Source organism: Lactobacillus apis, assembly GCF_003150935.1.
Taxonomy (GTDB): Bacteria; Bacillota; Bacilli; order Lactobacillales; family Lactobacillaceae; genus Lactobacillus; species Lactobacillus apis.
Window position 1 is genome coordinate 417779 of record NZ_CP029476.1, and the last position, 26858, is coordinate 444636.

Annotated in this window: 23 protein-coding genes and 1 tRNA gene; 20 read left to right on the plus strand and 4 right to left on the minus strand. The window is 37.4% G+C overall.

Features of this window, described 5'->3' with window-relative positions; genetic code table 11:
* Nucleotides 1–64 precede the first annotated feature (64 nt).
* A complete protein-coding gene (locus DKL56_RS02120; protein ID WP_109715227.1) occupies nt 65–811 on the minus strand; it encodes a CPBP family intramembrane glutamic endopeptidase in 747 nt (248 codons plus the stop codon).
* A 206-nt stretch (nt 812–1017) separates the two neighbouring features.
* Between DKL56_RS02120 and DKL56_RS02125 the strand changes: the two genes are divergently transcribed.
* From DKL56_RS02125 to DKL56_RS02200, 16 genes are all read left to right on the plus strand, one after another.
* The gene (locus DKL56_RS02125) at nt 1018–1866 is read left to right on the plus strand and encodes an aldo/keto reductase (protein WP_109715228.1); all 849 of its coding nucleotides are present in this window, start codon (nt 1018–1020) and stop codon (nt 1864–1866) included.
* A gap of 199 nt (nt 1867–2065) precedes the next feature.
* Nucleotides 2066–3211 (plus strand): CDP-glycerol glycerophosphotransferase family protein, encoded by a 1146-nt coding sequence (locus tag DKL56_RS02130; protein ID WP_109715229.1) that lies wholly within the window; start codon nt 2066–2068, stop codon nt 3209–3211.
* Between the two features lie 3 nt (nt 3212–3214).
* Nucleotides 3215–4645, plus strand: coding sequence for an oligosaccharide flippase family protein (locus tag DKL56_RS02135; RefSeq protein ID WP_046306326.1), 1431 nt, complete (start codon nt 3215–3217; stop codon nt 4643–4645).
* 2 nt (nt 4646–4647) lie between these two features.
* A complete protein-coding gene (locus tag DKL56_RS02140) occupies nt 4648–5346 on the plus strand; it encodes a glycosyltransferase family 32 protein (protein WP_109715230.1) in 699 nt (232 codons plus the stop codon).
* Nucleotides 5327–5800, plus strand: coding sequence for a SprT family protein (locus DKL56_RS02145; RefSeq protein WP_109715231.1), 474 nt, complete (start codon nt 5327–5329; stop codon nt 5798–5800). Before DKL56_RS02140 ends, DKL56_RS02145 begins: the two co-directional genes overlap by 20 nt.
* A gap of 126 nt (nt 5801–5926) precedes the next feature.
* Nucleotides 5927–6613, plus strand: coding sequence for a MarR family winged helix-turn-helix transcriptional regulator (locus DKL56_RS02150; protein WP_109715232.1), 687 nt, complete (start codon nt 5927–5929; stop codon nt 6611–6613).
* Nucleotides 6614–6680: 67 nt separating this feature from the next.
* Nucleotides 6681–8432, plus strand: coding sequence for an ABC transporter ATP-binding protein (locus DKL56_RS02155; RefSeq protein WP_109715233.1), 1752 nt, complete (start codon nt 6681–6683; stop codon nt 8430–8432).
* A 64-nt stretch (nt 8433–8496) separates the two neighbouring features.
* Nucleotides 8497–8583 (plus strand) — tRNA-Leu (locus tag DKL56_RS02160).
* Nucleotides 8584–8739: 156 nt separating this feature from the next.
* On the plus strand, nt 8740–9387 hold the full coding sequence (locus DKL56_RS02165) for a glycoside hydrolase family 73 protein (RefSeq protein ID WP_109715234.1): 648 nt from the start codon (nt 8740–8742) through the stop codon (nt 9385–9387).
* A gap of 79 nt (nt 9388–9466) precedes the next feature.
* Entirely contained in the window at nt 9467–11713 is a 2247-nt protein-coding gene (gene pcrA / locus DKL56_RS02170; RefSeq protein ID WP_109715235.1) for a DNA helicase PcrA, read from the plus strand.
* A 43-nt stretch (nt 11714–11756) separates the two neighbouring features.
* The gene (gene ligA / locus DKL56_RS02175) at nt 11757–13769 is read left to right on the plus strand and encodes an NAD-dependent DNA ligase LigA (protein ID WP_109715236.1); all 2013 of its coding nucleotides are present in this window, start codon (nt 11757–11759) and stop codon (nt 13767–13769) included.
* Between the two features lie 13 nt (nt 13770–13782).
* Complete coding sequence (locus tag DKL56_RS02180) at nt 13783–14922, plus strand: CamS family sex pheromone protein (protein ID WP_109716019.1); 1140 nt, start codon at nt 13783–13785, stop codon at nt 14920–14922.
* A 12-nt stretch (nt 14923–14934) separates the two neighbouring features.
* Complete coding sequence (gene gatC / locus DKL56_RS02185; RefSeq protein WP_046306342.1) at nt 14935–15237, plus strand: Asp-tRNA(Asn)/Glu-tRNA(Gln) amidotransferase subunit GatC; 303 nt, start codon at nt 14935–14937, stop codon at nt 15235–15237.
* Complete coding sequence (gene gatA, locus DKL56_RS02190) at nt 15237–16676, plus strand: Asp-tRNA(Asn)/Glu-tRNA(Gln) amidotransferase subunit GatA (protein WP_109715237.1); 1440 nt, start codon at nt 15237–15239, stop codon at nt 16674–16676. Before gatC ends, gatA begins: the two co-directional genes overlap by 1 nt.
* Before the next feature lie 3 nt (nt 16677–16679).
* Nucleotides 16680–18110, plus strand: coding sequence for an Asp-tRNA(Asn)/Glu-tRNA(Gln) amidotransferase subunit GatB (gene gatB / locus DKL56_RS02195; protein ID WP_046306345.1), 1431 nt, complete (start codon nt 16680–16682; stop codon nt 18108–18110).
* A gap of 30 nt (nt 18111–18140) precedes the next feature.
* On the plus strand, nt 18141–19061 hold the full coding sequence (locus DKL56_RS02200) for a diacylglycerol kinase family lipid kinase (protein WP_046306347.1): 921 nt from the start codon (nt 18141–18143) through the stop codon (nt 19059–19061).
* A 60-nt stretch (nt 19062–19121) separates the two neighbouring features.
* On the opposite strand, the gene DKL56_RS02205 is transcribed toward DKL56_RS02200, so the two are convergent.
* Both DKL56_RS02205 and DKL56_RS02210 read right to left on the minus strand, forming a co-directional pair.
* The gene (locus tag DKL56_RS02205) at nt 19122–20129 is read right to left on the minus strand and encodes a choloylglycine hydrolase family protein (protein WP_109715238.1); all 1008 of its coding nucleotides are present in this window, start codon (nt 20127–20129) and stop codon (nt 19122–19124) included.
* A 226-nt stretch (nt 20130–20355) separates the two neighbouring features.
* Complete coding sequence (locus DKL56_RS02210; RefSeq protein ID WP_109715239.1) at nt 20356–21069, minus strand: Bax inhibitor-1/YccA family protein; 714 nt, start codon at nt 21067–21069, stop codon at nt 20356–20358.
* Nucleotides 21070–21244: 175 nt separating this feature from the next.
* Between DKL56_RS02210 and rlmD the strand changes: the two genes are divergently transcribed.
* From rlmD to DKL56_RS02230, 4 genes are all read left to right on the plus strand, one after another.
* Entirely contained in the window at nt 21245–22588 is a 1344-nt protein-coding gene (rlmD, locus tag DKL56_RS02215; protein WP_109716020.1) for a 23S rRNA (uracil(1939)-C(5))-methyltransferase RlmD, read from the plus strand.
* 295 nt (nt 22589–22883) lie between these two features.
* Entirely contained in the window at nt 22884–23105 is a 222-nt protein-coding gene (locus tag DKL56_RS02220) for a helix-turn-helix domain-containing protein (RefSeq protein WP_109715240.1), read from the plus strand.
* Nucleotides 23098–24225 carry a DNA cytosine methyltransferase gene (locus DKL56_RS02225; protein WP_109715241.1) on the plus strand — a complete coding sequence of 376 codons (1128 nt, stop codon included), beginning with the start codon at nt 23098–23100 and terminating at the stop codon, nt 24223–24225. Before DKL56_RS02220 ends, DKL56_RS02225 begins: the two co-directional genes overlap by 8 nt.
* Nucleotides 24203–25441, plus strand: a complete 1239-nt coding sequence (locus DKL56_RS02230) for a DNA cytosine methyltransferase (RefSeq protein ID WP_109715242.1) — start codon at nt 24203–24205, stop codon at nt 25439–25441. Before DKL56_RS02225 ends, DKL56_RS02230 begins: the two co-directional genes overlap by 23 nt.
* Before the next feature lie 21 nt (nt 25442–25462).
* On the opposite strand, the gene DKL56_RS02235 is transcribed toward DKL56_RS02230, so the two are convergent.
* Entirely contained in the window at nt 25463–26491 is a 1029-nt protein-coding gene (locus DKL56_RS02235; RefSeq protein ID WP_109715243.1) for a restriction endonuclease PLD domain-containing protein, read from the minus strand.
* Nucleotides 26492–26858 lie beyond the last annotated feature (367 nt).

Sequence of the window (26858 nt, forward strand, 5' to 3'; positions counted from 1 at the left end):
ATACAAAAAGGCAGCCAGCTGAATAACTAGTTCAGTTAGCTGCCTTTTAATTAAAAGATTATTTTTATTTCGTAGCTAGTAATAAAATCAAGAAGGATAATGTGTCGAATAAAAAGTGAACTAAAAAACTAACCCAAATATTATGAGTTTTCGTAAAAGCCCAGTTTAGAACTAACCGTGTAAATGCTAAACCTAAAATGACATAGCCAAGGTTATAATCGTATGTTGATAGATGAAGTAGCGCAAAAATTAAAGTAGAAGCAATATTTCCCCATAATAGCGGATGCGGCAACTTTGCAGAGGTAGCCAATTGCGTGACTGCCAATAGCGGCATAATTGCCAAGAACTCTTCACCTAAAATTTGGATAGCACTACTGAATCTTTGATAAAAAAAGATTAGCCAGACGTGTGGTGTTTTCATTGTTAAGCCAGCTGCGGCATTACCAGAAACAGATCCGAATAGCTTTTGCGCAATCATCCCCGATAAAACAGAAATAATGTAAGCTAAAATAAAGAAGGCTAGAACCCAGAACCACTCTTTTGCCTTAAGACCATGAAATAGGCGGTGCCATCTATTACCAGTAGCTAGTTGAACACCCAAAATTTGAATTCCAAGAAAAAGCGTAACTATTAGTATTTGAAATATACCACTTACAAAAGTTGGATGGTTTTCATCGAAGATTAAAAAATCTGGGATTTGGATGCCAGGCATCATTAAACAGCAATAGGCTAGAAGGTTTGAGCCCAGAATTATTAGCCATTGTTTAAAGGTTAATTTAGTTGAATTGATATTTGTAAAAGAATTATTCATTTTTACCACCTCTTACTAGTCTCATTTTATTGACTATATTGTTGAAATACAATTTCCTTGCTTGTGTAAAATGCACAAACTTAAAAAATAAGAAAAGGAATTGTAGGACTTCTTCAGAATTCGGATTGTTATCGTTTACAATAAAGAGTGTGCTAAAATCAAAAATGAGTAGTATGCAAATAATGATTGCAGAAAGGAGCTATTTTATGAAGACTGTTACAATTGCTCATCATGAGGTCCCTGCTTTAGGGATTGGTACATGGGAAATGGGTGATAAACCAGAAATAAGAACTGAAGAAATTGCTGCAATTCGTGCTGGGCTTGATGCGGGTTTACGCGTAATTGATACGGCTGAGATGTATGGCAATGGTCGTTCTGAAAAGTTGGTAGGTGAGGCAATCAAAACTTACCAACGGTCTAATATTTTCTTGATTTCTAAAGTGTTACCTTCAAATGCGTCTGCGGAACATATGAGACGAAGTCTAGAAAATAGTTTGAAGCGCCTTCAAACAGATTATCTTGATTTGTATCTTTACCATTGGCGCGGGGCAATACCATTGGAAGAGACTATTGCTGAGCTACAGTCTTTACAAGATGAGGGCCTTATCCATGCTTGGGGTGTTTCAAATTTTGACTTAGCTGACATGGAAGAACTATGGCAATTACCCAGCGGCCGTAATTGTGCTGCTAATGAAGATTTATATAACTTGGAAACTCGAGGAATTGAATACAGTTTGCTTCCTTGGCAAAGAGAAAAGCAAGTTCCATTAATTGCATACAGCCCATTAGGACGAGGCGCAAAAATGGGAAGTACAATGATGAAAAATCAGGCGGTCTTGCAAATTGCTGAGCAGCATCATGCAACTGCTTATCAAATTTTATTAGCTTGGGTGATGCAACAACCAGATATTTTAGCGATTCCTAAAAGCAGTAGCTCAGAGCATTTATTGTCTAACTTAAAAGCATTAGAGATTGAATTAACTCAAGAAGATTTGCAAACTTTAGACCAAGCTTACCCAAAGCCCGATCATAAGGAGCCACTTGCGATTTACTAGGCAATTAACTGGTCTTTTTTGAAAACTAGTGAGTTGAAAATGTAAATAGTAAACGTTCATTAATTGATATGAGATTATTTTGATTGATGCAAAAATCTTTTTTAATGATTAAAAAACTAAAAAATAAAGCAAAAAAGCTTGAGTTCGCTCAAGCTTTTTCTGTACTCTTATACTAAGTAAGAAATTGGGAAGTTAAATAATGAAGAGTTTTTTGTTTCGATTATATCTGGCATTAATGAAGCTAGTTGCTCGTTTTACGCCAATACAAGATAATAAAGTGGTTATTCTTAATGGGGCAGGCAGGTCAGGCTCAAATGGCTATTTGTTTGGCAAGTACCTGGAAAAAAGCCATCCAGAATATGAAGTTACACTTGTTGAACCGTGGCCGTCTTCGCATTTACCGCTTAAAACTTGGCGCGAAATCGGCACGGCTAAATTTGTTTTGACCACACACCAGCCATTTAAAGTTCATGCTAAGCAGATTAACATCCAGTTTTGGCATGGTATTCCACTTAAACGAATGGGAATAATGGCAAATAATACTACCAGAAAAACGGATCAGCGCAACGCTAAACTATGGCAAAAAAATGCTGATATTGTTTGTTCAAGTAGTGACTTATACGAAAGTTTGATGAGTGCGTGCTGCGGCATTGAAACTGATAAGTATCAAAAAACTGGCTTTCCTCGACTTGATACTTTAAAAAATCCGGCTATTAGCAAAAAGCAGTTATTGATGGATTTGTTTAAAGTTGAAGATGCTGATGCCAAAATTGGTATTTACATGCCAACATTTCGCTATGAAATGGAAGACAGTCAGATTATGAGACAGGTTGAACAAGGTAACTTTTTAACGCTGGCTGACTTTGATATTGAACAATTGAATCATAATTTAAAACAAAATCAGCAGTATTTAATTGTTAAATTGCATCCGTATGAAATGCGCTTATTTGAAGATCTTCATAGTAATTTTTCTAATATTACCTTCCTTAACAATGATTATCTCAACCAGCAAGATGTTGACCTGTACGAATTGTTAGGCAATACTGATTTTTTGATTACTGATTACTCGTCAATTTACTTTGATTATTTAACAATCGATAAGCCAATTATTTTCCTCACCAACTATTTGCAGCAATATGAAGAAAAGCGTGGTTTACTAATGGGGCCATATGAAGATGTTGTCCCTGGAATATGTGTGAAAACCCAACAAGAACTTTTAGAAGCATTGGACAAACCTGACCAGTTTCAGCAAAAGCGACATTATTGGCTAAACCTATCCAACCAAGTTCAAGCTGAGTCAAATTGCGAAAATGTTGTTAAGTTAATGAAGAACATTAGAGGGTAAGTTGTGAAAAAAACTTTTTTAAATATCTTGTATAATGCGGTTTACCAAATTTTCCTTGTGCTAGTGCCGTTAATTACGGTGCCATACTTATCGCGAATTTTAGGTCCCAAAACTTATGGTATTTATAGCAATGTTAATAATATTGTCCAGTTCTTAATGATCTTTTGTACATTATCAGTTTCATATATTGGAATGAGGACAATTTCGCAAACACGAGCATTTAAAAGCCCACAAGAATTAACTGAAGCATTTTGGGGCTTATGGTATTTTCAAGCATTAGCGGGCTTGGTTACGATTCTAATTGTTGTTTTAGTTGCGTGTTTTTTTCATATTAAGTATTGGCAATACATTTTGTTGATGGTGCCATATTTAATCTCAGCTCAAGTTGATATTTCATGGTTTTTCCAAGGGTTGGCAGACTTTGGTCGTGTTGTTTTAAAAAATACGGCGGTTAAACTAGTTTCAGTTGTTTTGATTTTATTATGGGTTAAACAGCCAGGCGACTTGTGGAAATATATGTTGATTATGTCCGTTTCAACGATGCTTGGTTCATTTGTTTTCTGGTTTGATATTCGGCGCTATGTTGGGGGACCAGTTAAGCACTTTTATCAGTATCAAGCGACAATTAAATCTATTATTACATTATTAATTCCGCAAATTGCGACGCAAATCTATACTTCACTTGACAAGCCGATTTTAGGTCTTTTCCAAAACTCAACTCAGGTGGCCTACTATGACAATTCTCAACGTATTTCAAATATGGTTTTGGGAGTTGTTACAAGTATTTCACTAGTCATTATGCCTAAAATGGCTGGTGAAGGTAAAAAAGAGCAGCGTGTTATTCTGAAAAAATCGCTTGAAGCAACCGTCATGCTAGGAACATTGTTTGCAGTGATTATCATGGCCAATACAAAAGAATTTGTTCCCTTCTTTTTTGGTCACAAATTTATTCCGATGACGCCGTTAATGTTCTTCTTTGCTTTAACAATAGTGATGATACCAACTGGGGGCGTTTTTGCTAACCAGTTCGCCTTGGCAAATCATCGGGATCAAGACTATGCCATCCCAGTAATAGTTGGTGCGATTCTTGAAGTAGTTCTAAGTTACTTCTTGGACAGGTTGTACGGCGCAACGGGTGCGATGATTGCAATTTTGATTACTGAATTCATCGTTTTGATTTTGCGGTTGTGGATAGTGCGTGACGGATATGATTTTAAGTATTCCTTTAAAGAGATTCCGAAATATCTGTTGATAGCTCTAATTGTCTTAGTAGTGGGGATGCTTATTCCGCAGCTTGTTTCGTCAGCCTTTTTCAATATGGCCATCAAATCAATTGTAATGTTCATCCTATATTTTGCCCTTATGTTCCTATTTAAGCTTGATTTTAATCAGGACATTATTATGTTAGTTAAGAAACTTTTTACTAGAGGTTAAAAATGATTCCGAAAATAATTCATTATGTTTGGGTTGGAGGCAATCCTAAGCCCAAAAATATTCAACGATGTCTAAAAACTTGGCGCAAACACTTGCAGGACTACAAAATTATCGAGTGGAATGAGGATAATTTTGACATTCATGAGAACAAATATGTTGAGCAAGCATATCAAGCAAAAAAATGGGCCTTTGTTTCCGACTATATTCGTGCCAAGGCTGTTTATGAATACGGGGGCATTTATTTAGATACTGATGTACTCGTTCTTGATGATTTGACTAGTTTGCTTAATGATCGTGCTTTTGTTGGTTTTGAAAACAAGGACAATCCTTTTACGGCCGTTTTTGGTGCCGAAAAACACCATCCACTACTGAAGGATATGCTGGACTATTACGATGATCGCGTCTTTACTTTCGACCGAACAGATCAATTAGCTGGAGTTAACACAGTCTCTGTTTCGGATATTTTAAAAAACAAGTATGGTGCTAAGCCCAACAACCAAGAACAAGAGCTTAAAGAGGGAATTCATGTTTACCCAGATGGCGTTTTATGCAACCCATCAGCTGATTCTAAGACTATCCATGTATTTACTGGTACTTGGATGGAAGGTGAGAAGCCACTAAAAAGAAAACTTGTTACAGCGTTCAAAGTAAGAATTAAAACGCAAAAAGAGGCGGCGCTTTATGCCAAACTCTTCAGGTGAACTAACTGAATCAGAATTGCAGGAATTAGTTGAACATGTTTCGCTGACATCATTTAACCGTCCTTTTCTGCATCAAGTTAAGATTAATCGGCGAATGACGACAACAGGGGGACGCTATCATTTAACTGATCATCATCTTGAGATAAATGCACATTTTTTACAACCGCAATACCATGATGAATTAGTTGGAATCATTAAACATGAACTAACACATTATCATTTACACTTGCAAAACCGCGGTTACCGCCACCGTGATACAGACTTTAAGTTATTGCTGAAAAAAGTTGGAGGTAGTCGCTACGCACCTGATATCGGATTACGCAGAAAGCAAAAACCCAAATTTGTTTATAAATGCCAGCAGTGTGGCCAAAAGTTTAAACGTGTTCACCGCATTAACGTACGCCGCTATGCTTGTGGTAAATGTGGAGGCACTTTAAGGCTGTTAAAAAGCTAATTTTAAAATAAAGTTACCGTTTTCATTGATTTTGTTTGACAAATCGTTAGGTACCAAACTATAATTAGATTATAGAAATTAGGTACCTAACAAAAATAAAAATAGAAGAACAAAAGGAGTTTTATCATGAGTCAAACAAGTGATAAGTTAATGAAGCAACTTTATTTTATTATGCGTGCCAGTCGCTACTTTATGTTTGAGAATAAGCAGCCTATTTCTGGTCAAAAACGTGTCTTGGCAGTCCTTAGACTTGAAGATGGCCTAACCCAAAACTATTTAGCTGAAATTCTGGCGCTTAAACCTGGATCCTTAGCTGAACTTTTAAAGAAAATGGAAGCTAAGGGCTCCATTCGACGTGAGACAGATGAGCAGGATAAACGAGTTAAACGGGTTTATTTAACTGAAGAAGGCCGAGAAGAAGCAGCCCGTTTAGACGAATTGAAGAAGGCCCAAGATACAGGTTCATTTTTTGCTGGTCTAGATAAAGAAGAGCAAACACAATTTGGTCATTACTTGGAAAAAATAGCTGATGGTTGGGACGAGGACTTTAAGCAACATGCGCAAAAGTTTGTTGATCCAACAGTCCGTATGAAGGCTTATAGCAAATGGCGCAAATATGCTGAAAATCACGATTACACAAAAGAAGAAATGAGAGATCTCTGTCACCGGATGCATGGTCACAATCATTATCGTGATCACTGCCATGGTTATAATAGTGAAGATTTTAAGAAGTACTGTGATTTTGACAAAAATTGGCAGGGCGACCGCGACTTTTGGCGTGAATTTTGGCATAATGAAGATAACGAATTGTAGTTAGAATAAAGAAAAAGTTTTTCAGTAATTGAAAAGCTTTTTTTAATTAAGGAAGCCGGTACTACTAATGACATTTAAGTCTGACCAAACTAAGACAAAAACGGTTAAAATGAAAGACTTTTTACAACTTTTAAAAGGACTAAAAGTGAAAAAAGGGCTTTTTGCCGCCGGTTTGCTTTTCAGCTTAGTTACGAGTGCAACTAATCTACTACTGCCATTATTGACACGTAATTTAGTTGATACAAGTAAATGGAATAAGTTCAACTACCGGAGTATGGTGTTAATCATTGTTGTTTTTGCTGCTCAACTTGTCTTAGGCACACTTGGTGGCTATATTTTGCGCTACTTCGGTGAAAGTGTCGTAAAAAGTTTACGTGAAAAACTTTGGTCGCACCTATTAAAATTACCGATTTCTTATTTTGATGAAAATAAGGCTGGAGAAACTAGTTCACGTCTTGTTAATGATACAGGAGTAATTAAAGACCTGATTGCTTCACAATTTCCCAACTTTATTACCGGTGCCATTCAACTGCTTTTTTCTTTAATTATTCTCTTTGTGATGGACTGGCAAATGGCGGTCTTAATTTTTACAATTGTGCCGATTGTCATTTTAATTCTTTTTCCGGTCGGTCGTATTATGGCGCGACTTGGACGTAAGCTGCAAGCTGCAACAGCCGAATTCAACGGTGATGTCAGTGAGAAATTAGCGGAAGTTCGACTGATTAAATCAAGTAACGGCGAAAAGTTTGAAGAGCAAAGTGGGAAAAAGATGATTAATAAGATCTTTAACATCGGAGTGATCGATGCCCGCGTTGAAGCAATCTTACAGCCAATTATGACAACGCTGATGATGGCAGCATTTGCCGGTATTTTAGCTTTTGGTCTTATTCGTGTCGGTCAAGGTTCGTTAACAAGCGGATCACTTGTTGCCTTTTTACTTTACTTGTTTAATGTAATTGCGCCATTTGCCAACTTTGCAACCTTCTTCTCGCAGATTCAAAAAGCTTTAGGTTCCACCGAACGAATCCAACAAATTTTACAAATTGAACCAGAAAAAAGTTACTTAAGTCAGCCGACAGATATAGCTAATCAAACTTTGAAGGCAGAAAATCTGAGTTTCAATTATGAGACGGATGAACCAGTTTTAAGTTCAATTTCGTTTGTTGCCAAGCCCAATTCTGTAATTGCTTTTGCTGGGCCAAGTGGCGCTGGAAAGTCGACCATTTTTGCCTTGATTGAACGCTTTTATCACCCGACAACTGGTCAAATTTTGATTGGCAAGCAAAATATTGATGAGATTGAACTAGCGAGTTGGCGTTCACAAATTGGTTACGTGTCTCAAAATAGCGCTATTTTCTCTGGTACGATTAGAGATAATTTGGTTTATGGACTAGATCAAAAACTGACTGATGAGCAGCTTTGGCATGGGTTAGAGCTTGCTTATGCCGATCACTTTGTCCGTGCTTTTCCGCATCAATTAGATACTGAAATAGGTGAACGAGGCACCAAATTATCTGGTGGACAAAAACAGCGAATTGCAATTGCACGTGCATTTTTGCGTAATCCCAAGATTTTGATGTTAGATGAAGCAACTGCTAGTTTGGATTCTGAATCAGAGCGCAAGGTGCAACAGGCACTTGACCAATTAATGACAAATCGTACCACGCTGGTCATTGCCCACCGGCTAGCCACAATCGTGAATGCTGATCAAATCTACTTTATTGAACATGGTCAGATAACAGGCCATGGTACGCATCATGAATTAATGAAATCACATCCTTTATATGCGCGCTATGTTAATGAACAGATGGTTGATTAATAAAAAAGACTGCCAGAAAAGTCTTGTGCAAAACTTCATTTTGAGGTATAGTATTGAATGTGTTGCGGGCATGGCGGAATTGGCAGACGCGCAAGACTAAGGATCTTGTGATCGCTTTTTGATCGTGGAAGTTCGAGTCTTCTTGCCCGCACTAATTAATGGAGCTTCGGCTCCATTTTTTGTATCCGATAAAAGCACCTTTACTAAAAAGGTGCTTTTTTATTTTAAAAATTAATTACATTGCACATTTTTATGTCTGAAAGAGGTTATACTAAAAAGTAATAACTAAAAGAGTAAGGGAATTTCTATGCCAAAAAAACGTAGGGGCAAAAAGCAATCAAATTTTATTATTATTTTGCGAACATTTATTATCTTATTTATTTTAATTATTGCTTTTGTAGCGTTTAGATATTATCGGCGGCAAGCAATTCAAACGGAGCAAATTAGACAAGAGCAACTCGCCCGTGAAGAAGCTAGACAAAAGATTATTAGGCAGCACAAAGCATTTATTAAAGAAATTGGACCAATTGCCAAGGAAGTTGATCAGGAATTTGAGTTACTTCCAAGTATTACAATTGCCCAGGCATGTCTTGAGAGTGACTATGGTCAGAGCAGTCTGTCACAAAAGTACAATAATCTGTTTGGCGTGAAAGGCAGCAATCCGAATACCTCAGCGATTTTGAAGACAAAGGAATACCAAAAGGGTAAGTGGATTGTCGTGAAGGCACGCTTCCAAATCTATGATTCCTATGAAGCGTCAATTCGTGCGCATGCTCGGCTTTTCCAAAAAGGTACTACGTGGAATAGTCAGCAGTATAAGCATGTTCTAGCTGCTAAAAACTATCAAAAGCAGGCGCATGCATTAGTTCAGGACGGCTATGCCACAGATCCTGATTACGCGGCCAAATTAATTAAATTAATCGAGGAGTACAACCTTGATCGTTTTGATAAATAACAGGTATTCTTGCTAAAAGCTGCCTGCTTTTTTGGTACAATGAATTAGTTACATAATTTTATTTGTGAAGGGAATTATAATGAGCGAAGAATCGATTTTGGCAGGATTAAATCCGCAACAAAAAGAGGCCGTAAAAACGACAGAGGGTCCACTCTTGGTTGTGGCTGGTGCAGGCTCAGGCAAAACCTCCGTATTAACAAGACGAATTGCCTACTTAGTAGAAGAAAAACAAGTCTTGCCTTGGAATATTCTGGCAATTACTTTTACCAATAAGGCAGCCAGCGAAATGCGCGAGCGTGAACAGAAACTCCTTGGCCCCGCCGCAAATGATATTTGGATGTCAACTTTCCATGCTTTATGTGTCCGTATTTTACGGCGCGATTCAGATAAGATAGGCTATGGTCGTAATTTCTCAATTGCGGATTCAGCCGAACAATTAACTTTGGTTAAGCACATTGAAAAAGAACTGAACATTAATCCTAAAATGTATGAACCCAGAGGTATCTTGTCTGCCATTTCAAATGCTAAAAATGATCTTTTAACGCCACAAGCATTTGAAGATAGCGCTGCATCACCTTTTGAAAAAATGGCTGCTAAAGTCTATCACGAATACCAAAAACGGTTGAAACATGACCAAATTATGGATTTTGATGATTTAATTATGCAGACATTGGTTCTCTTCAAAAAAGATCCTGAAGTTTTACATTATTATCAAAATAAATTCCGTTATATGCTCGTTGATGAGTATCAGGATACTAACCAAGCACAATATGAATTATGTCATGAATTAGCGGCACAATATAAGAATATCTGTGTTGTTGGTGATGCAGATCAGTCTATTTATGGCTGGCGTGGCGCCAATATGGAAAACATTATGAACTTCGAAAATGATTACCGCGATACTGGGGTTCAAACTGTCAAATTAGAGCAGAACTATCGCTCAACTGGTCATATTTTGTCCGCAGCCAACGCAGTAATCGACAATAATCGTAATCGCAAGAAAAAGAACTTGTGGACTGATCAGGGCGATGGCGAAAAGATTACTTATTACCGTGCTCAAAGTGGTGACGATGAAGCCCACTTTATCATTTCCAAGATTCAAGAAGAAGTTGATGATAATAACCGCTCCTACAAAGATTTTGCTGTTCTGTATCGGACCAATGCCCAGTCAAGAACAGTCGAAGAAGCTTTTGTGAAGTCAAATGTCCCTTATCAAATTGTTGGTGGTCATAAGTTCTACGATCGAAAAGAAATTATGGATATCATGGCTTATCTCAAGCTAGTTGCTAATCCAAACGATTCAATGAGTTTTAACCGTATCATCAATACGCCAAAAAGGGGAATTGGTCGTGTTAGTGTTGACAAGTTTATGGATGTCGCACAAGGAAACAACTTGTCATTGATCGACGCTTTTAAGCACATTAATATATCAGGCATTTCAACCCGTGCTGCAGCTAAAATGAGTGACTTTGGTGCTAAATTACGTGATGCAATTGAATATGCCAAAGATCATAGTGTTACAGGTCTAACCGAAAAGATTTTGCAGGATTTTGGCTATACAGATGCACTTAAGGCAGAACATACAATTGAAGCCGAAACAAGACTAGAAAACTTGGATGAATTTCTTTCAGTTACTAAACGTTTTGACGATCAATATGAACCTGAAGAAGATGATGCTAACGCTTTAAGTGACTTTTTAGCAGAAGTTTCATTGTTAAGTGATCAGGATGATTTAGAAAATAATGATGATCAGGTCGCATTAATGACCTTGCATGCAGCTAAAGGTTTGGAATTCCCAGTGGTCTTTTTAGTAGGGATGGAAGACGGATTATTCCCACTTTCTCGTGCCCTTTTAGAAGATGATCAATTAGAAGAAGAACGCAGACTTGCCTATGTTGGAATTACTAGAGCCAAAGAAAAGCTCTTTTTGACCAATGCTTATTCCAGAATGATGTTTGGTCGGATGCAAAACAATCCACCTTCAAGATTCTTGGAAGAAATTGATGTCGAGGATCTTGATATGCAAAACTCAGTTCCAGAGGGTGTAGGAAATAGTGATTTCCAAGTTCAAACAGCTCCTTTTGCTAACGTTGATGAACGTGCGCGTGCTCAAGTTTACACACCAAAGGCAAAACCAGCTGGTGGTGCAATTGGTGCTGAAAAGAAGGGCTGGAATGTTGGCGATCAAGTTGAACATAAAGCTTGGGGCCACGGCGTTGTAACGAAAGTTAACGGCGAAGGCGAAGACATGGAGCTCGATATTGCGTTTCCAAATAAAGGAATTAAACGCCTTCTAGCAGCATTTGCTCCTATTAAAAAGGTATAATTAAAGCGAAAAACATAAATAAAAATTAATCAGGAGGAACAAAATGGCAGACTTAACTCTTGATGAGGCTAGAAAAGAAGTTGCTTCCCTCAGAGATAAACTTGACGAATGGGCTAACGCATATTATTCCAATGATGCACCAGAAGTTGAAGATAATGTTTATGATCAAAACTATCAGCGTTTGGTCGAACTTGAGCACCAGTTTCCCCAACTCGTAACGCAGGATTCAATTACTCAGCGAGTGGGTGGACAAATTGGTAGTGAATTTACCAAAGTTACGCACAAGATTCCTATGCTTTCAATGGGTGACGTTTTTTCGAAACAGGAATTACGTGAATTTGATGAACGGGTGCAAAAGCAAGTTGGTCATGAGGTTGCATATAACGTAGAGCTAAAAATTGATGGTTTATCAATTAACCTTGAATATCAAGATGGTAAATTAATGCGGGCTTCAACCCGTGGTAATGGCCAAGTTGGAGAAGACGTAACGGCTAATGCACGTTTTATTTCCGATATTCCACAAACCTTGCCTGAAAAACTCACGACAGAAGTGCGTGGTGAGTGTTACATGGGAAAAGAAGCTTTTGCGAAGTTAAACCAAGAGCGTGATGAAAAAGGCGAAACAACTTTTGCTAATCCACGTAACGCTGCTGCGGGTTCATTGCGCCAACTTGATGCCAATATTACTAAGCATCGCAACCTGAGCACATATATTTACACCTGGGTTAATCCCCCTGAAGAAATTACGAGCCAACACCAAGCAATTGAAAAAATGACTGATCTAGGCTTTCACACTGATTTAACTGGTCGTCGCCTTTCGAAGATGGATGAAATTTTTGACTTTATCGACGAATATACAGCCAAAAGAGATTCACTTGCTTATGGGATTGACGGAATTGTTTTAAAAGTTGATGACCTTGGTTTACAGAGTGAACTGGGCAATACGGTTAAAATTCCGCGTTGGGAGATTGCCTATAAATTCCCGCCAGAAGAACAGGAAACTGTGGTTCATGAAATTAAATGGACGGTTGGTCGTACTGGTGTTGTAACACCTACTGCTATAATGGATCCAGTACAACTTGCTGGAACAACGGTCTCGCATGCCGTTTTGCACAATGCAGATTTATTACAACAAAAGGATGTACGAATTGGTGATACCGTTATGCTGCACAAGGCAGGCGATATCATTCCTGAAATTTCCGAGGTTGTGTTAGCCAAACGGCCTAAGGATTCTGAACCATATCCAATTCCTACTGAATGTCCATCTTGTGGCGAGAAATTGATTCACTTAAAAGATGAGGTGGCTTTGCGTTGTGTGAACCCATCTTGTCCAGCACAGATGGAAGAGGAAATTACGCACTTTGCTTCTAGGCCAGCAATGAATATTGATGGACTAGGTCCCAAAATTGTGCGTCAACTGATTTCTAACGATCTTGTTCATAACGTAGCAGATTTATACCACTTGCAAGCAAGTGACTTGGCTAAGCTTGATCATTTTAAAGATAAGTCTATCAATAATCTGTTAACAGCAATTAATAATTCAAAGCGTAATTCTGTTGAACTCTTGCTTACTGGTCTAGGAATTGATCATGTCGGTGCAAAGGCAGCCCGTTTAATTTCACAAAAGTTTAAAAATATGGCAAAGATTATGGAAGCTGACGTGCAAGAGGTTGCTGCTATCGATACAATAGGTATGACAATTGCTGAATCGCTAACAACCTACTTTGCTCAGGATGAAGTGGTTGAACTAGTTGAAGAATTGCAAGCTAGTGGCGTTAATATGGATTACTTGGGCGAAACGGAAGAGCAAATTGAAGACATTCCTGACAATTACTTTAAGGGTAAAACAGTTGTCTTAACTGGAACGCTATCTCATTTCACGCGAAGTGAATTTACGAAGAAATTACAAGCTTTAGGTGCAAAAGTGACTGGTTCAGTTTCAAAGAAAACCGATTATGTAATTTACGGTAAGGATGCAGGTTCTAAGTATGCTAAGGCCCAGAAGCTTGGTGTAGCGTTATTAACTGAGGAAGAAGCAGTTGCTCAAGTTAAATAAAGGAACAATTAAAGTGAAAAAGTACTTACAGATAATAGCGGTTTTAGGGGCGGCACTTAGTTTAAGTGCTTGTGGGAATCTGAAAAATTCCAATTTGGCTAATAATGCCAAAACTTCAACAAATACGAATACTAAAACATATCAAACAACTGAAACTGGTAACAATGGCTATACAGTATTGTTAAAAAATGGTCACTATGTAACCAGTCCAATTACTGGTTTAACTGCGACCAGTAATGATAATTCGGTTGATACGCGTGAACTTGAACGTGGATTGGTTCAAATTTCGAAGGGTGTATATTCACCTAACTCTTATGTTTTCCAAGAAGGACAATATATTAATACGACTGTGGCCAATGATTGGCTGGGTCGTAAATCGAAGAACAATCCTTTAGGGCTAAATCCTGAACTTGGTTTAAAGAAAAAATATAATCCATATTATCTTGAAGAAATAATTGAACAAGACTTTTTGAATGGTTCAGGCTCAAGTTATCATATTGCGGGGATGAGCATTGGCCTAGCGATTAATTCGGTTGATTATTACCAGAAGAAAAAAGATGGCCCTGAATATCAAATGGCCATCTCTCGTTCAAACCAAAAGCAATATGGGCAAAAAATAGCCCAAGAAGTTGTGGCACGCTTGCGTAAGAAAAAAGCTTTGAAGAATATTCCAATCACAATTGGACTTTTTTCAAAAGAGAGTAAGGACTCACTCGTTAGTGGAACTTACTTTTTGAGCGGGACAGCGGCTGCTAATAGTAGTAAAATATCTAAATGGAAAACTATTAATACCCAAACAGAAGTGTTACCGACGATTGGTGGTAAAAAGGCAATCAACAGTAACGATGCATCCAGCTTTAACAGTTTTAAAGAATCAATTCAAAATTATTTTCCAAATATCAGTGGTGTGACAGCATCGTTGCGTTATGAAAACGGAAAATTGGTTCAAGAAAATATTTCAATTACTACTCAATTTTATGGTTATGAACAAATTCAGAGTTTTACTCGTCTTGTTTTGGCTACGGCGAAAAAATATCTGCCTAACAATGTTCCTCTTGAAATAAAGATCGGTTCTGTTAATGATGTTCAAGCCTTGGTTGCGAAAGAATCAGGAGATAGTAGTTATCAAGTCCATATTTATGGCGGCGAATAAGGAGGTATATGCGTGGAAATTACAGAAGAAACAATTAAGCACGTTGCGGGATTATCGCGACTTGAAATTGATGAAAAAGAGATAGGTAAGGTTACCGAGCAAATGAGCTCAATTATCAACATGGCTGATCAATTATCAGAAGTTGATACTGAGGGTGTTGAAGAAACGGTGCAAGTAGTTGATCGTGATACTGTGTTTAGAGAAGATAAACCTGAGCACTGGGAAACTCGCGAAGAATTAATGAAAAATGTTCCTGAACAGGCCAATGGCTTTATCAAGGTTCCTGTAATTATTAATAAGGATGAGGACGAGTAATGAACTACTTAAACGAAGATATTGATTCATTAAATGAAAAACTTGCCCAAGGAACTTTGTCTGCAGACAAATTGGCGCAAGACACCGTTGAGAATATTAAGAAGACTGATGAAAAGCTAAATGCTTGGATTACAGTTCAAGAGGATGCAAAGCCTGATGAAGACTTGGATTTTGCTAATAATAAATTAGCTGGTATTCCAATTGCCATTAAGGACAACATCATCACTAAAGATGTCAAAACAACTGCAGCTAGTCATATCTTGGATAACTATATTCCTGTTTATGACGCAACTGTTATTGATCGCTTGAAGAAGGCTCATGTCACCTTTGTTGGTAAGACTAACATGGATGAATTTGCCATGGGTTCTTCAACAGAGCATTCATATTTTGGTGCTACTCATAACCCATGGGACTTTGATAAAGTTCCAGGTGGTTCTTCTGGTGGTTCAGCTGCAGCCGTTGCCGCTGGTCAAGTAGTTGCTGCACTAGGTTCTGATACTGGTGGTTCAATTCGTCAACCTTCAGCTTTTAACGGTATCTTTGGTATTAAGCCAACTTATGGCCGTGTTTCACGTTGGGGTCTTATTGCCTTTGCTTCATCACTTGATGAAATTGGTGTTATGAGTAAACGTGCAAAGACTTCTGCACAAGTTCTTAACGTTATTGCTGGTTCAGATGATCATGATTCAACTCTTTCCACAAGAGCAGTACCAGACTTTACAGAGTACATTGGTAAGGACGTTAAGGGCTTACGTGTTGCCGTGGTTAAAGAGTACATGGATGCCGTTGATGGTGAGATGCATGAAGTAATCCAAAAACAAATTGATGTTTTAAAGGATGCTGGTGCAATTATTAATGAAGTTTCATTACCATTAACAAAATATGTTGTTCCTGACTACTACATTATCGCTTCAAGTGAGGCTTCATCAAATCTTCAGAGATTTGATGGTATTCGTTATGGTTACCGTGCTGAAGATGCCAAGAACTTGTTAGATGTATATGTAAAATCTCGTTCAGAAGGTTTTGGCGAAGAAGTTCAACGTCGTATTTTGTTGGGCTCGTTTGCTTTATCAGCTGGTTCATATGACCGCTTCTTTAGACAAGCTTCTAAGGTTAGAACATTGATTTGCAGTGACTTTGACAAGATTTTTGCTGATAACGATGTAATTGTTGGGCCAACCACAACTACGCCTGCATTTAACATTGGTAGTGAAATTTCTGATCCAATTAAAATGTACAATAACGACATTTTAACCATTTCTGCTAACTTGGCTGGAATTCCAGCTGCTAGTGTGCCTGCTGGTCTTGTTGATGGCATGCCAGTTGGTTTGCAAGTGATGGCTAAGCGCTTTGATGAAGGTAGCATTTTCCAAGTTGCAGACTTCATTGAACGTAACAATAAGTTTTATGAAAAAACACCAGCTGGAATGGAGGATTAATTAATGAACTTTAAATCAACAATTGGATTCGAAGTCCACTTCGAATTAAAAACTAAGAGTAAAATTTTCTCACCTTCACCAGTTAGTTATGGTGCAAAGCCTAACACAGAAACCAACGTAATCGACTGGGGTATGCCTGGTGTTTTACCATACGTTAATAAAGATGTTTACCGTTTGGGAATTATGGTTGCTTTAGCAACGCACTCACATATTTTGCCAACAACACACTTTGACCGAAAGAACTACTACTACCCAGATAGTCCGAAGGCATATCAGATTACGCAGTTCTTCCAACCACTTGCTCGTGATGGCTATGTTGAAATAGAAGTACATGGTAAGAAGAAACGTATTGGTATTCACGAAATGCATATTGAAGAGGATGCCGGTAAGAACACTCACGGAACTAACGGTTTTTCATATGTTGACTTAAACCGTCAAGGTGTTCCACTTCTTGAAGTTGTTTCTGAACCTGAAATTTCTGATCCTGATGAAGGTTATGCATATTTGGAAAAATTGCGTAAAATTGTTCAATTCACTGGTGCTTCCGACGTTAAGATGGAAGAGGGTTCAATGCGTGTTGATACCAACATCTCAATTAGACCTGCCGGTCAAAAAGAACTTGGTACCAAGGTCGAAATGAAGAACCTTAACTCTTTTGAGCACGTACGTAAATCACTTGCATATGAAGAAAAACGTCAAGCTCAAGTTTTGCTTTCGGGTGGTCGTGTTCAAATTTCTACTCGTCGTTTCGATGAAGCAACTGGTAAAACTGTTTTGGAGCGTGTTAAGGAAGGTGACGCAGATTACCGTTACTTCCCTGAACCAGATATTGCGCCTGATCACATCAGTGACGAGTGGATTGAAGAAATTAAGTCCAGCTTACCTCGGTCGGCTGAAGAACGTTACAACCAATACGTCAATGAATTCGGTTTGAAGGAATATGATGCAAATGTTCTTCTTCAAACCAAGGAAAGCTCCGACTTCTTTGATAAAACTGTTGCCGCCGGTGCCGATCCGCAATTAGCAGCCAACTGGATGAACACCCAAGTTAATGGTTACCTAAATGATAACCGTGTTGAGCTTGCTGACATTAAGTTGACTCCAGAGAACTTGGCAGCAATGATCAAGTTAATTAAAGATGGTACCATCTCTTCCAAGATTGCTAAGAAGGTCTTTGCTGAAACAATTGCTAACGGAACTGATCCGAAGAAATATGTTGAAGATCAAGGAATGGTTCAGTTATCTGATACCAGTGTCTTGGAACCAATGGTTAAGGAAGTCGTTGATAACAACCCACAATCCGTTGAAGACTTCAAGAACGGTAAGGATCGTGCAATTGGCTTCTTAGTTGGTCAAATCATGAAGCAAACTCGTGGTAAAGCCAATCCTAAAGTGATTAACCAATTGCTAAACGATGAATTGCAAAAACGTTAATGTCAATTTTTAAGTAATAAGGTAGTAACTATGACTAAAAAAGCAAGATTAATCTATAATCCTGTATCTGGTCACGAACAGATGCCCAAGAATGTCGCTGACATCTTAGACGTGTTAGAGCAAGCAGGCTATGAAGCAAGTGCTTATCGAACAACACCTGAAAAGCAAAGTGCTCAAAAAGAAGCAACGCGTGCAGCCAAAGCTGGCTTTGATTTAATTGTTGCAGCTGGTGGTGACGGCACAATCAATGAAGTTGTTAATGGGATTGCCTTTTTGGAACAGCGTCCAAAAATGGCGATTATTCCTGCAGGAACAACTAATGACTATGCTCGTGCATTGCGCATACCGCGTGACAGTATATCAGGTGCAACTAAGGTCATTCTCAACAACAAAACCCGTAAGATGGATATCGGTGAAGCAACATTTGGTGAGGATAGACAGTATTTTGTTAATATCGCCGCTTGTGGGTCGTTAACAGAACTAACTTATGATGTTCCTTCCGAAGTTAAATCAGCTTTGGGCTATACTGCTTACCTAATCAAGGGAGCAGAGATGTTACCTCATTTGACTGAAAATGAACTACGTCTTACCTATGATGCTGGTGTGTATGAGGGTAAATTATCAATGCTATTATTGGGTATGACTAATTCAATTGGTGGTTTTGAACAAATTATGCCTGATGCCGAGCTTAGTGATGGACTGTTTCAATTGATTATTGTTAAGCCATCTGAGCCAGTTAAATTGTTGAAACTGATGGCTTTAGCCATGAACGGTAAGCACGTTGATGATCCGGATATTATTTACACTAAAACCCGTAGCTTAAAGATTGAGCTGGTAGGTAAAAGCTTAGGACAAAAGCTACCAGTCAATCTTGATGGTGAAATTGGTGATTACTGTCCAGTTACTTTTAAAAATTTACAGCAACGAATTGAATTCTTTGTTGGAGAATAAAACGCAAATACAAAAAAGATCGCTTATAAACGAGCGATCTTTTTTATTACTTATTTTTAACTAATTAGCGTAATCAATGTCTTCTTTTGGTTGAACCTTGAATTCACGATAATCAGTTTCTTTTTCCAATTCAGGAGTTAATCTTACACATCTGATTCGTTGGTTGCCGTAAGTTGCGTAGTAGTAACTTCTTGATTCAGCACACATATAAGCAGTGTAGCAAGTGTAGTCAAAGGTATCGTCAGTAGTAACGACAATTCCACGAGGGATGCTAACAGATTCCAAAATATGGTGAGAAAGAGTAACTGCTGAAAGTTCATCTGCTGGTTGCTCAACATTGTTCTTCATGAAAGCTGTTCTGACAAAACGTGAAACTGGCGTAAAGTCACCAGGTAAGCCAAATGTTCCTGAACCTTGACTAAAAGGTTTCAATGTTTTACCCAAGAACTCAATATCTTCATGTTGCTTTGGTTGAACAGATAGGTAGTTACGTAAATTAGTTTCATGCCAGTGGTAGTCAGGACTGTTAGTCATAACACCTATTGAGTCCTCAATAACATGAACACCATCTTTTTCTGGTTCAACAATTAAGCTCTTGCCTGAGGCATCGGAGAAAATGAAGTGTAGTGGTGGAACTACTTTCAAAGTTACGCTAGCTTCATTAACAATTGAAATCTTCTCGTCAAATAACTCTTTAACTTCTGCAAGTGAAGCGGCTTGAGACAAAACAGCTGAAATTACTTTGTCTGGTGAAACAGCCCAAGTGTTGTCTGTAGCCTTTTCCTTATAGCTTGCATAGCCAGGGAAGTATAGCACACCAGCAGTAATACCAGCGTCGTTAACGCCATCACAAGTTACTGGTGCATTATCAACTTCCTGAATGCTGCCCATACCGATAAAAGCATGCTTACTAGTGATCTCTTCTTTGTCATCATAAGAAACGGCAAAAGTTTTGTTCTTAGGAACAAAGACAACTTGTTCTGCCATTTCCATCATAAAGTCCATTGTTCGTGACAATAGGTGTTTATGATCTTTTGTTTCCAGTGTAAAACTACTACAACCAATCATATTGCAACCTCCTGCTTAATTAGCTTTATAAAAAATATTTATATAAATTAATGTATATGTTAAAAGTATAGGAGTGTTGGTGACTTAATTCAAGCTATATTAAGAAAAACATTAAAGAAAAATAGTAATTTACTCATCATAATTGTATATGGAATTTTTGGAAAATAAAAAAACTTTGCCACCTGATTAAGTGACAAAGTCTTTAAATAGTTAGGTTAGCTTCAAATTAGTTATTGCTACTATTGCCGCTACCACCAAAAATTTCTAATAAGAACATGAAGATGTTCACGAAATCAAGGTATAGTTGCAATGCACCCAGAACAGCTAAGCCATTAGTTGAAACTTGATTGCCGTATTGGCTATAAATGATTTTCATTTTGTTAGCATCACTAGCAACTAAACCAGTAAAAATAATTACACCAATAAATGAAAATACGTATGTAACTGCTGGGCTGTTTAAAAGCATATTAACAAGCCAAGCTACTAAAAAGCCAGTTAAAGCTGCACCCAGATAGGCATTCCAATTGGATAGGTCTTTCTTGGTAAATGTACCAAAGAGTGCCATTGCAATAAAGACAGCTGCTGATGAAACAAAAGCAGTAGTAATTTGAGAGCCGGTGTAAAAACCAGCGATTAATGCGAACTCAAAACCATAGATAATAGATAAAATGGCCAACATAATCATGCTAGCAATCGGACTACGGTTAGCATTAAAACTAATCCCCATTGATAAACCAAGTGGAACTAGCAAAATGAGCCACATCATAGCTACAGGCATATTCATTACTGCAGATCTGAAAACGGTCATTGTTAAGTAAGCCGCTAAGGCCGAAATCAATACGGCTACAGCCATTAGTGAATACATTTTGGTTAAAAAGCCATTGGTTTCAGAAATACTGTGAATTTGTCGCTTATTAGAATTAGTATCAAAATCGTTCATAATTAACATCCTCTCTATAAATAAGATTAATAATAAACCTAACACAGTTTGAGTAAAGAGTGAAGCGATCTTGCTGTAAATTAAATCAATGTTAAGAATGACCAATGCCGTTACTTTAACCAGTTTTTTTAGTAAAATAGTAATGTTAATTATTGTTTGTAAAAAAGGACAAAAAATGGAAAAAAATCAAATTATCGACTTAGAAATAACTGACTTATCATATGAAGCAATGGGTGTAGCCCATTATGAAGGCATGACTGTTTTTGTCACTAATGCCCTGCCAGGTGAGACAGTTAAAGGCAAAATTTTAAAGGTCAAAAAGAACTTTGCTTTTGCTAAAATTGAAGAAATTGTAAAGGAAAGTCCTGACCGAGTAAACATTGAACTTAACCAGTGGGTTCAAACAGGGTTAGCATCTTTAGCACATATCAAATATGATAAGCAATTAGAGTTCAAACGTAACCAAGTAGTGAACTTATTGAAAAAGGCACACTTAGATGATGTAGAAGTAGGCGAAACTTTACCTAGTCCTGAAGAAACAGGCTATCGTAACAAAGCACAAGTTCCGGTAAGAGAAGTTAATGGGCAACTTGAAATTGGCTTTTTCAGACGTCATTCGCACGATTTAGTGCCACTAACTAATTTCTTTACCACTGATCCAGAAATTGACCGTGTTTTGGTTGCCGTTAGGGATATATTGCGTCAGTACCGCGTACCTGCATATGATGAAGTGCATAACAAAGGTGAAGTACGGTATTTAGATGTTCGTCGGAGCAAGGCTACCGGTGAAATCATGGTGATTTTAGTTTGCTTGCACAAAGATTTTCCTCAGTTACCAAAAGTAGCAGAGGCTATTAAACAAATTGATGGTGTCACTAGCTTAGTATTGAATTATAACCCGAAGAAGACCAACGTTATCTTGGGTAAGGTAGATTACTTAATTTTTGGTAAGCCACAGATTACTGATCAAATTGGTGATGTGAAGTTTAGAATCTCACCCGAAAGTTTCTTCCAAATTAACTCACTTCAAACGCCGCGTTTATATGATTTAGCCATCAAAAAGGCTGAACTTGCTCCCGATGATGTAGTCGTCGATGCATATTCAGGAATTGGTACGATCGGTTTGACTGTTGCTAAGCATGTTAAAGAAGTTAGGGGAATTGAAAGTGTCCGTGATGCTGTTAAGGATGCCAACAACAATGCTGAACTGAACAATATCGACAATGCTAGATATGTTGCTGGTAAGGCAGAAGAGGTAATGCCTAAGTGGGCAGCCAAAGGGATGAAAACAGATGTGATTTTTGTTGATCCACCTCGAAAGGGTTTGACTTCAGAATTTATTGAGGCCGCTGTTAAAACAAATCCAAAGAAGATTGTTTATATCTCATGTAACCCCGCAACAATGATTCGTGATCTGCAAGAATTGCAGGAGCATGGCTATAGTTTTGAGCGCATTGATCCAGTTGATATGTTTCCACAGACACCTCATGTCGAGACTATGGCGTTGATGTCAAGGTAGGATGGGTGGAATAAAATGATTAATAGAGGGCTTTCCAAGTTTGAGGGATAATCACGAATTTTTGCTTAAGGGAAGTTATCAAAAATTTGTGAGTTGATAAGATTATTAGTAAGTTTAACAGTAACTCATTGTTTTTTTATAAGGAAAAATAGTGTTTATTGCTATTGTTGTTACTGAATTTGATTCAAAGACCTTAGTTTACAGATCAAGCGATTTATGATATTGTCTATTCTGTATATGAAGAACTTATTTCCATAAATAAGCTATTTGGTTCTATAAATGTGGAGGAAATTGTATGGCTATATCATATGATAAGTTGTGGAAATTATCTATTGATAAAAAATTAAATAAAACTCAACTACGTGATTGCTCTGGTATTACGTCTTCTACTTTGGCAAGACTTAGCAAAAATAAAGGAGTTTCCCTTGAAGCCTTAGAGCGCATTTGTCGCGCATTGGATTGCGAAATTGGAGATGTTGTAGAATTTGTGGAAGATAAGGTGTCATTAAATGAATGAAAGATATACAGTTATTGATTTGTTTTCGGGTGCAGGGGGACTTAGTCAAGGATTTGTGCAAGCTGGATATAAGTTGTTAGCGGGTATTGATTTTGACGATGCCGCATTACAAACATACGCCCATAATATAACGGGTGCTAAAGCGCTAAAGGAAGACTTGTTTAATGATAAAGTCGCGATAAGTAATATTGATAAAGCAATAGGTAATAACGAAGTGGATGTTATTATTGCGGGGCCTCCTTGTCAAGGATTTAGCCTCACAGGTAGTAGAGATATTAATGATTCAAGAAATAAACTATATGTTGCGGTAGTCCATGCCGTGCAACATTTTAGACCTAAGGCATTTATGATTGAAAATGTGCCAGGGATGGCAACTTTATACAAAGGCGCTGTAAAGCAACAAATCATTAATACTTTTGAGAACATGGGCTATGCAGTAACGGTTACTGACCCACCATTATTAGCTGCTGACTATGGAGTTCCACAATTTCGTAAAAGGATGTTCTTTGTTGGATACCGTAAAAATCTAGGATATGACTACTTTAAGTTTCCAGAACCTTTACTCGATGCAGAACATTATGTTGGGGCTGCTGATGCAATTTCTGATTTACCTTCATTGGTTGATGAATCAGGTAATGAGATTATGGATTATACAAGTGAACCTAAAAGTGATTACCAAAAGTTAATGCGGACTGATTCTGATGTTATTTTTAATCACGTTGGAACGAACCATACAAAAGAAGTTAAATGGGTTATTAGTCAAGTTCCAGAGGGGGGAAACTATAAGGATTTACCACCTGGAGTTGGAGAATCAAGAAAATTTAACGAAGCGTGGACAAGATATCATAGTAAAAGGCCGGCTAAAACTATTGACACTGGACATAGGAACCATTTCCATTATAAGTGGAATCGAGTACCAACTGTAAGGGAGAATGCAAGACTTCAGTCATTTCCAGATAGGTTTAAGTTTTTTGGAACGAAGACTCAACAATATAAACAAGTTGGAAATGCAGTTCCACCGCTTTTAGCCCAAGCTGTGGGGTTGAAGATGAAGGAGCACTTAGATTCAATAAGAAAAGTTTCTAAGGAGGCATCAAATGAAGAAATTAAACAGTATTGAGTTATTTGCAGGAGCAGGTGGGCTTCTAGATGGTTTCGAAAAAACCAATTTTTATAACCTTATTGCTGCTGTTGAATGGATGAAACCTCAAGTACGTACTTTAGTAAGAAGACTGGAAACTAAATATCATATTGAAGATGCTAAAAATAAGGTCCTTAACTTTGATATACAACGAACTGATGAGTTATTGTACGGTTGGAAAGGTGATAAAGATTTCGGGGATGGGCCAGGATTAGTTAGTTTAGTAGGTGGGAAAAAAGTTGATGTCATTTCAGGTGGACCACCGTGTCAGGCTTATTCTGTAGCAGGAAGAATTCGTGACAAAAACGGCATGAAAGATGATTATCGTAATTTTCTTTTCGAGGCATATATTCGAGTGATTAATTATTTTCGCCCCAAAATTATTGTTTTTGAAAATGTGGAGGGGATATTATCAGCCATTCCAACAGGTGAGAGAATAGTTGACTTAATTCGTGATTCTTTTGATAAATCGGGATATGAAATAATAAGTGATTTAAGAAAATACGCATTATTAGATTTAACAGAATATGGAGTTCCTCAAAAAAGAAAGCGAGTTATAATAATTGGAATAAGACGTGATGTTAAAGAGGTTAACTATCAAAAGTTGCTTAGAAATTTTTATGAGAATACATTAATTTCAGAGAAAGTGAAAGCCGTATCCACTGTAAGAGATGCGATTTCTGATTTACCTCCGATTTATCCATTAGATGAACCAAAGAAACATAATGCATATGACAACTCTAATGATATAAATGGTCATTCAGCTCGATTCCAGAACAAACGCGATCAAGAAATTTTTTATAGATTGGCAAAAGACATTGAGAAGGGTGAATTTAAATATGATTCATCCAAAAAGCTGATAGAATTATATTATGAACAAACTGGAAACAGAACGAACATACACAAATATCATGTGTTACGGTGGGATGAGCCAAGTAATACTATCCCGGCACATTTAAAAAAGGATGGTTTGCGACATATACACCCTGATCCAAATCAAAAGCGTTCAATTACTGTGAGGGAAGCTGCAAGATTACAAACTTTCGATGATGATTTTGAATTCCAGGAATCGCAATCGGCAAATTTTGAAATGATAGGAAATGCAGTTCCACCACTATTTGCAGAAAAGCTAGGGAAACTTATTCCAATCTTAATATCAGATGTTGCAATTCAAGAAAAAAATAGTAAGTCATGACTATGACTCACTATTTTTTGGTTAGACTGAAAAATCAGCATAGTAAACACCGTCTTCGATCAAGGACAGAGTAATTGTGGTTCTACCATAGTCTTCAAGAGTGCTCAGTTTTATCACTTCGTCAATGCCAACGTTTAAACGTTGTCTGATGTATCTTCCTAGTATACTTTTCTTAGATATGTTTGAACGAGGGCGACTTGAAGAAAATGAAGCAAGTTGTTTAGGATATTTTTTTCCATTATATTCTTGACTGCCTTCTAAGGAGGCTTCCATTACGGTTCCGTCATCCCAAATTAGTTCTATCGGCTCTGAATTCCTTTTTTGTTCACCAACAGGTGAGCTAAATTTAGGATCGAGCGCTTTAAATAATGATGGATTAGTTTTAATTATCTCTATAGGAAGGCGAATATAAGCATCTCCAGGTGAAACATGAGACTTATTTTTACCTAGTCGAGCAAGTCCCCAATTTAGGCCACTTGAGGGTGGAACTGTTTCTTTTTTGCCTTTGATAGAATAAAGAGGTATTTCAGCACTAAATTTCTTTTGTGCATCAACAAGAAGTTCTGAATTAGGAATATTGACCATTTTTTGATTTCTATCAATGATAGGAATCTTAGACGAATGATCTAATATAAAATTGTAGTATTCATCAAGTGAGCTAAATGCATCAGGCACTGCATCTGTGAGAGATTCTCGATAGTCCGTACGCAATCCATTTGAAGAAAAATTAGCTGATCCAATTAATGCAGACAAGATTTCTCCTTCTCGCTTCCAAATATAAATTTTTGAATGAATTTCTTGTTCTGCATACTTTATAGTTAGTGACTGATTCTTTTTTTGGATTTTTTCTAAAGACCTGTGTAAACGTACATCGATACCAGAGGGATACATCCCCCCGATAACAGTGATTTGCATTTTTGGTAATTCTGATAGCCTTTCAATAGGGGCAGGTCCTAAATATCCACTAATAATAATTAATTCATCGGGTCTGTTTGATAATAGTTTGTGTTTTGAAAAAATAATCTCTTCCAATCCTTTATAATAAAACATATTTAACTCCTTTTATGATTTGTGTTGTTATCATACGCGTAATATAACAACGGTTTATAATAACTGTGTTGATCTTATTAGCCTGTGAATTTAGATGTAGATGAGCAAATGAATAAGCAGTAAAACCACATTATTTGCTTCTGTCATTTATTGAGATCTACTCCTAATTACTATACACCATATGTAAAGAACACAACAGCTTTTTAATATTTATTTTCATACTGCCCTGTTTAAATTTAATAATCTTAATACCACATCTCACAATTTAGAAGAGAAGTTGAATTATTATGAGCGTTTAAATTACTTATCATAGTTTCATGTTATGCAAATTTATCTGAATATTTTTGTCAATAACTCTACGTACATG

What these genes read in the sequence shown, in the direction of transcription:
- DKL56_RS02120 (WP_109715227.1), bottom strand. Translation starts at nt 811, where the DNA reads ATGAATAATTCTTTTACAAATATCAATTCAACTAAATTAACCTTTAAA.
- DKL56_RS02125 (WP_109715228.1), top strand. Translation starts at nt 1,018, where the DNA reads ATGAAGACTGTTACAATTGCTCATCATGAGGTCCCTGCTTTAGGGATT.
- DKL56_RS02130 (WP_109715229.1), top strand. Translation starts at nt 2,066, where the DNA reads ATGAAGAGTTTTTTGTTTCGATTATATCTGGCATTAATGAAGCTAGTT.
- DKL56_RS02140 (WP_109715230.1), top strand. Translation starts at nt 4,648, where the DNA reads ATGATTCCGAAAATAATTCATTATGTTTGGGTTGGAGGCAATCCTAAG.
- DKL56_RS02145 (WP_109715231.1), top strand. Translation starts at nt 5,327, where the DNA reads ATGCCAAACTCTTCAGGTGAACTAACTGAATCAGAATTGCAGGAATTA.
- DKL56_RS02150 (WP_109715232.1), top strand. Translation starts at nt 5,927, where the DNA reads ATGAGTCAAACAAGTGATAAGTTAATGAAGCAACTTTATTTTATTATG.
- DKL56_RS02155 (WP_109715233.1), top strand. Translation starts at nt 6,681, where the DNA reads ATGACATTTAAGTCTGACCAAACTAAGACAAAAACGGTTAAAATGAAA.
- DKL56_RS02165 (WP_109715234.1), top strand. Translation starts at nt 8,740, where the DNA reads ATGCCAAAAAAACGTAGGGGCAAAAAGCAATCAAATTTTATTATTATT.
- pcrA (WP_109715235.1), top strand. Translation starts at nt 9,467, where the DNA reads ATGAGCGAAGAATCGATTTTGGCAGGATTAAATCCGCAACAAAAAGAG.
- ligA (WP_109715236.1), top strand. Translation starts at nt 11,757, where the DNA reads ATGGCAGACTTAACTCTTGATGAGGCTAGAAAAGAAGTTGCTTCCCTC.
- gatA (WP_109715237.1), top strand. Translation starts at nt 15,237, where the DNA reads ATGAACTACTTAAACGAAGATATTGATTCATTAAATGAAAAACTTGCC.
- gatB (WP_046306345.1), top strand. Translation starts at nt 16,680, where the DNA reads ATGAACTTTAAATCAACAATTGGATTCGAAGTCCACTTCGAATTAAAA.
- DKL56_RS02200 (WP_046306347.1), top strand. Translation starts at nt 18,141, where the DNA reads ATGACTAAAAAAGCAAGATTAATCTATAATCCTGTATCTGGTCACGAA.
- DKL56_RS02205 (WP_109715238.1), bottom strand. Translation starts at nt 20,129, where the DNA reads ATGATTGGTTGTAGTAGTTTTACACTGGAAACAAAAGATCATAAACAC.
- DKL56_RS02210 (WP_109715239.1), bottom strand. Translation starts at nt 21,069, where the DNA reads ATGAACGATTTTGATACTAATTCTAATAAGCGACAAATTCACAGTATT.
- rlmD (WP_109716020.1), top strand. Translation starts at nt 21,245, where the DNA reads ATGGAAAAAAATCAAATTATCGACTTAGAAATAACTGACTTATCATAT.
- DKL56_RS02220 (WP_109715240.1), top strand. Translation starts at nt 22,884, where the DNA reads ATGGCTATATCATATGATAAGTTGTGGAAATTATCTATTGATAAAAAA.
- DKL56_RS02225 (WP_109715241.1), top strand. Translation starts at nt 23,098, where the DNA reads ATGAATGAAAGATATACAGTTATTGATTTGTTTTCGGGTGCAGGGGGA.
- DKL56_RS02230 (WP_109715242.1), top strand. Translation starts at nt 24,203, where the DNA reads ATGAAGAAATTAAACAGTATTGAGTTATTTGCAGGAGCAGGTGGGCTT.
- DKL56_RS02235 (WP_109715243.1), bottom strand. Translation starts at nt 26,491, where the DNA reads ATGTTTTATTATAAAGGATTGGAAGAGATTATTTTTTCAAAACACAAA.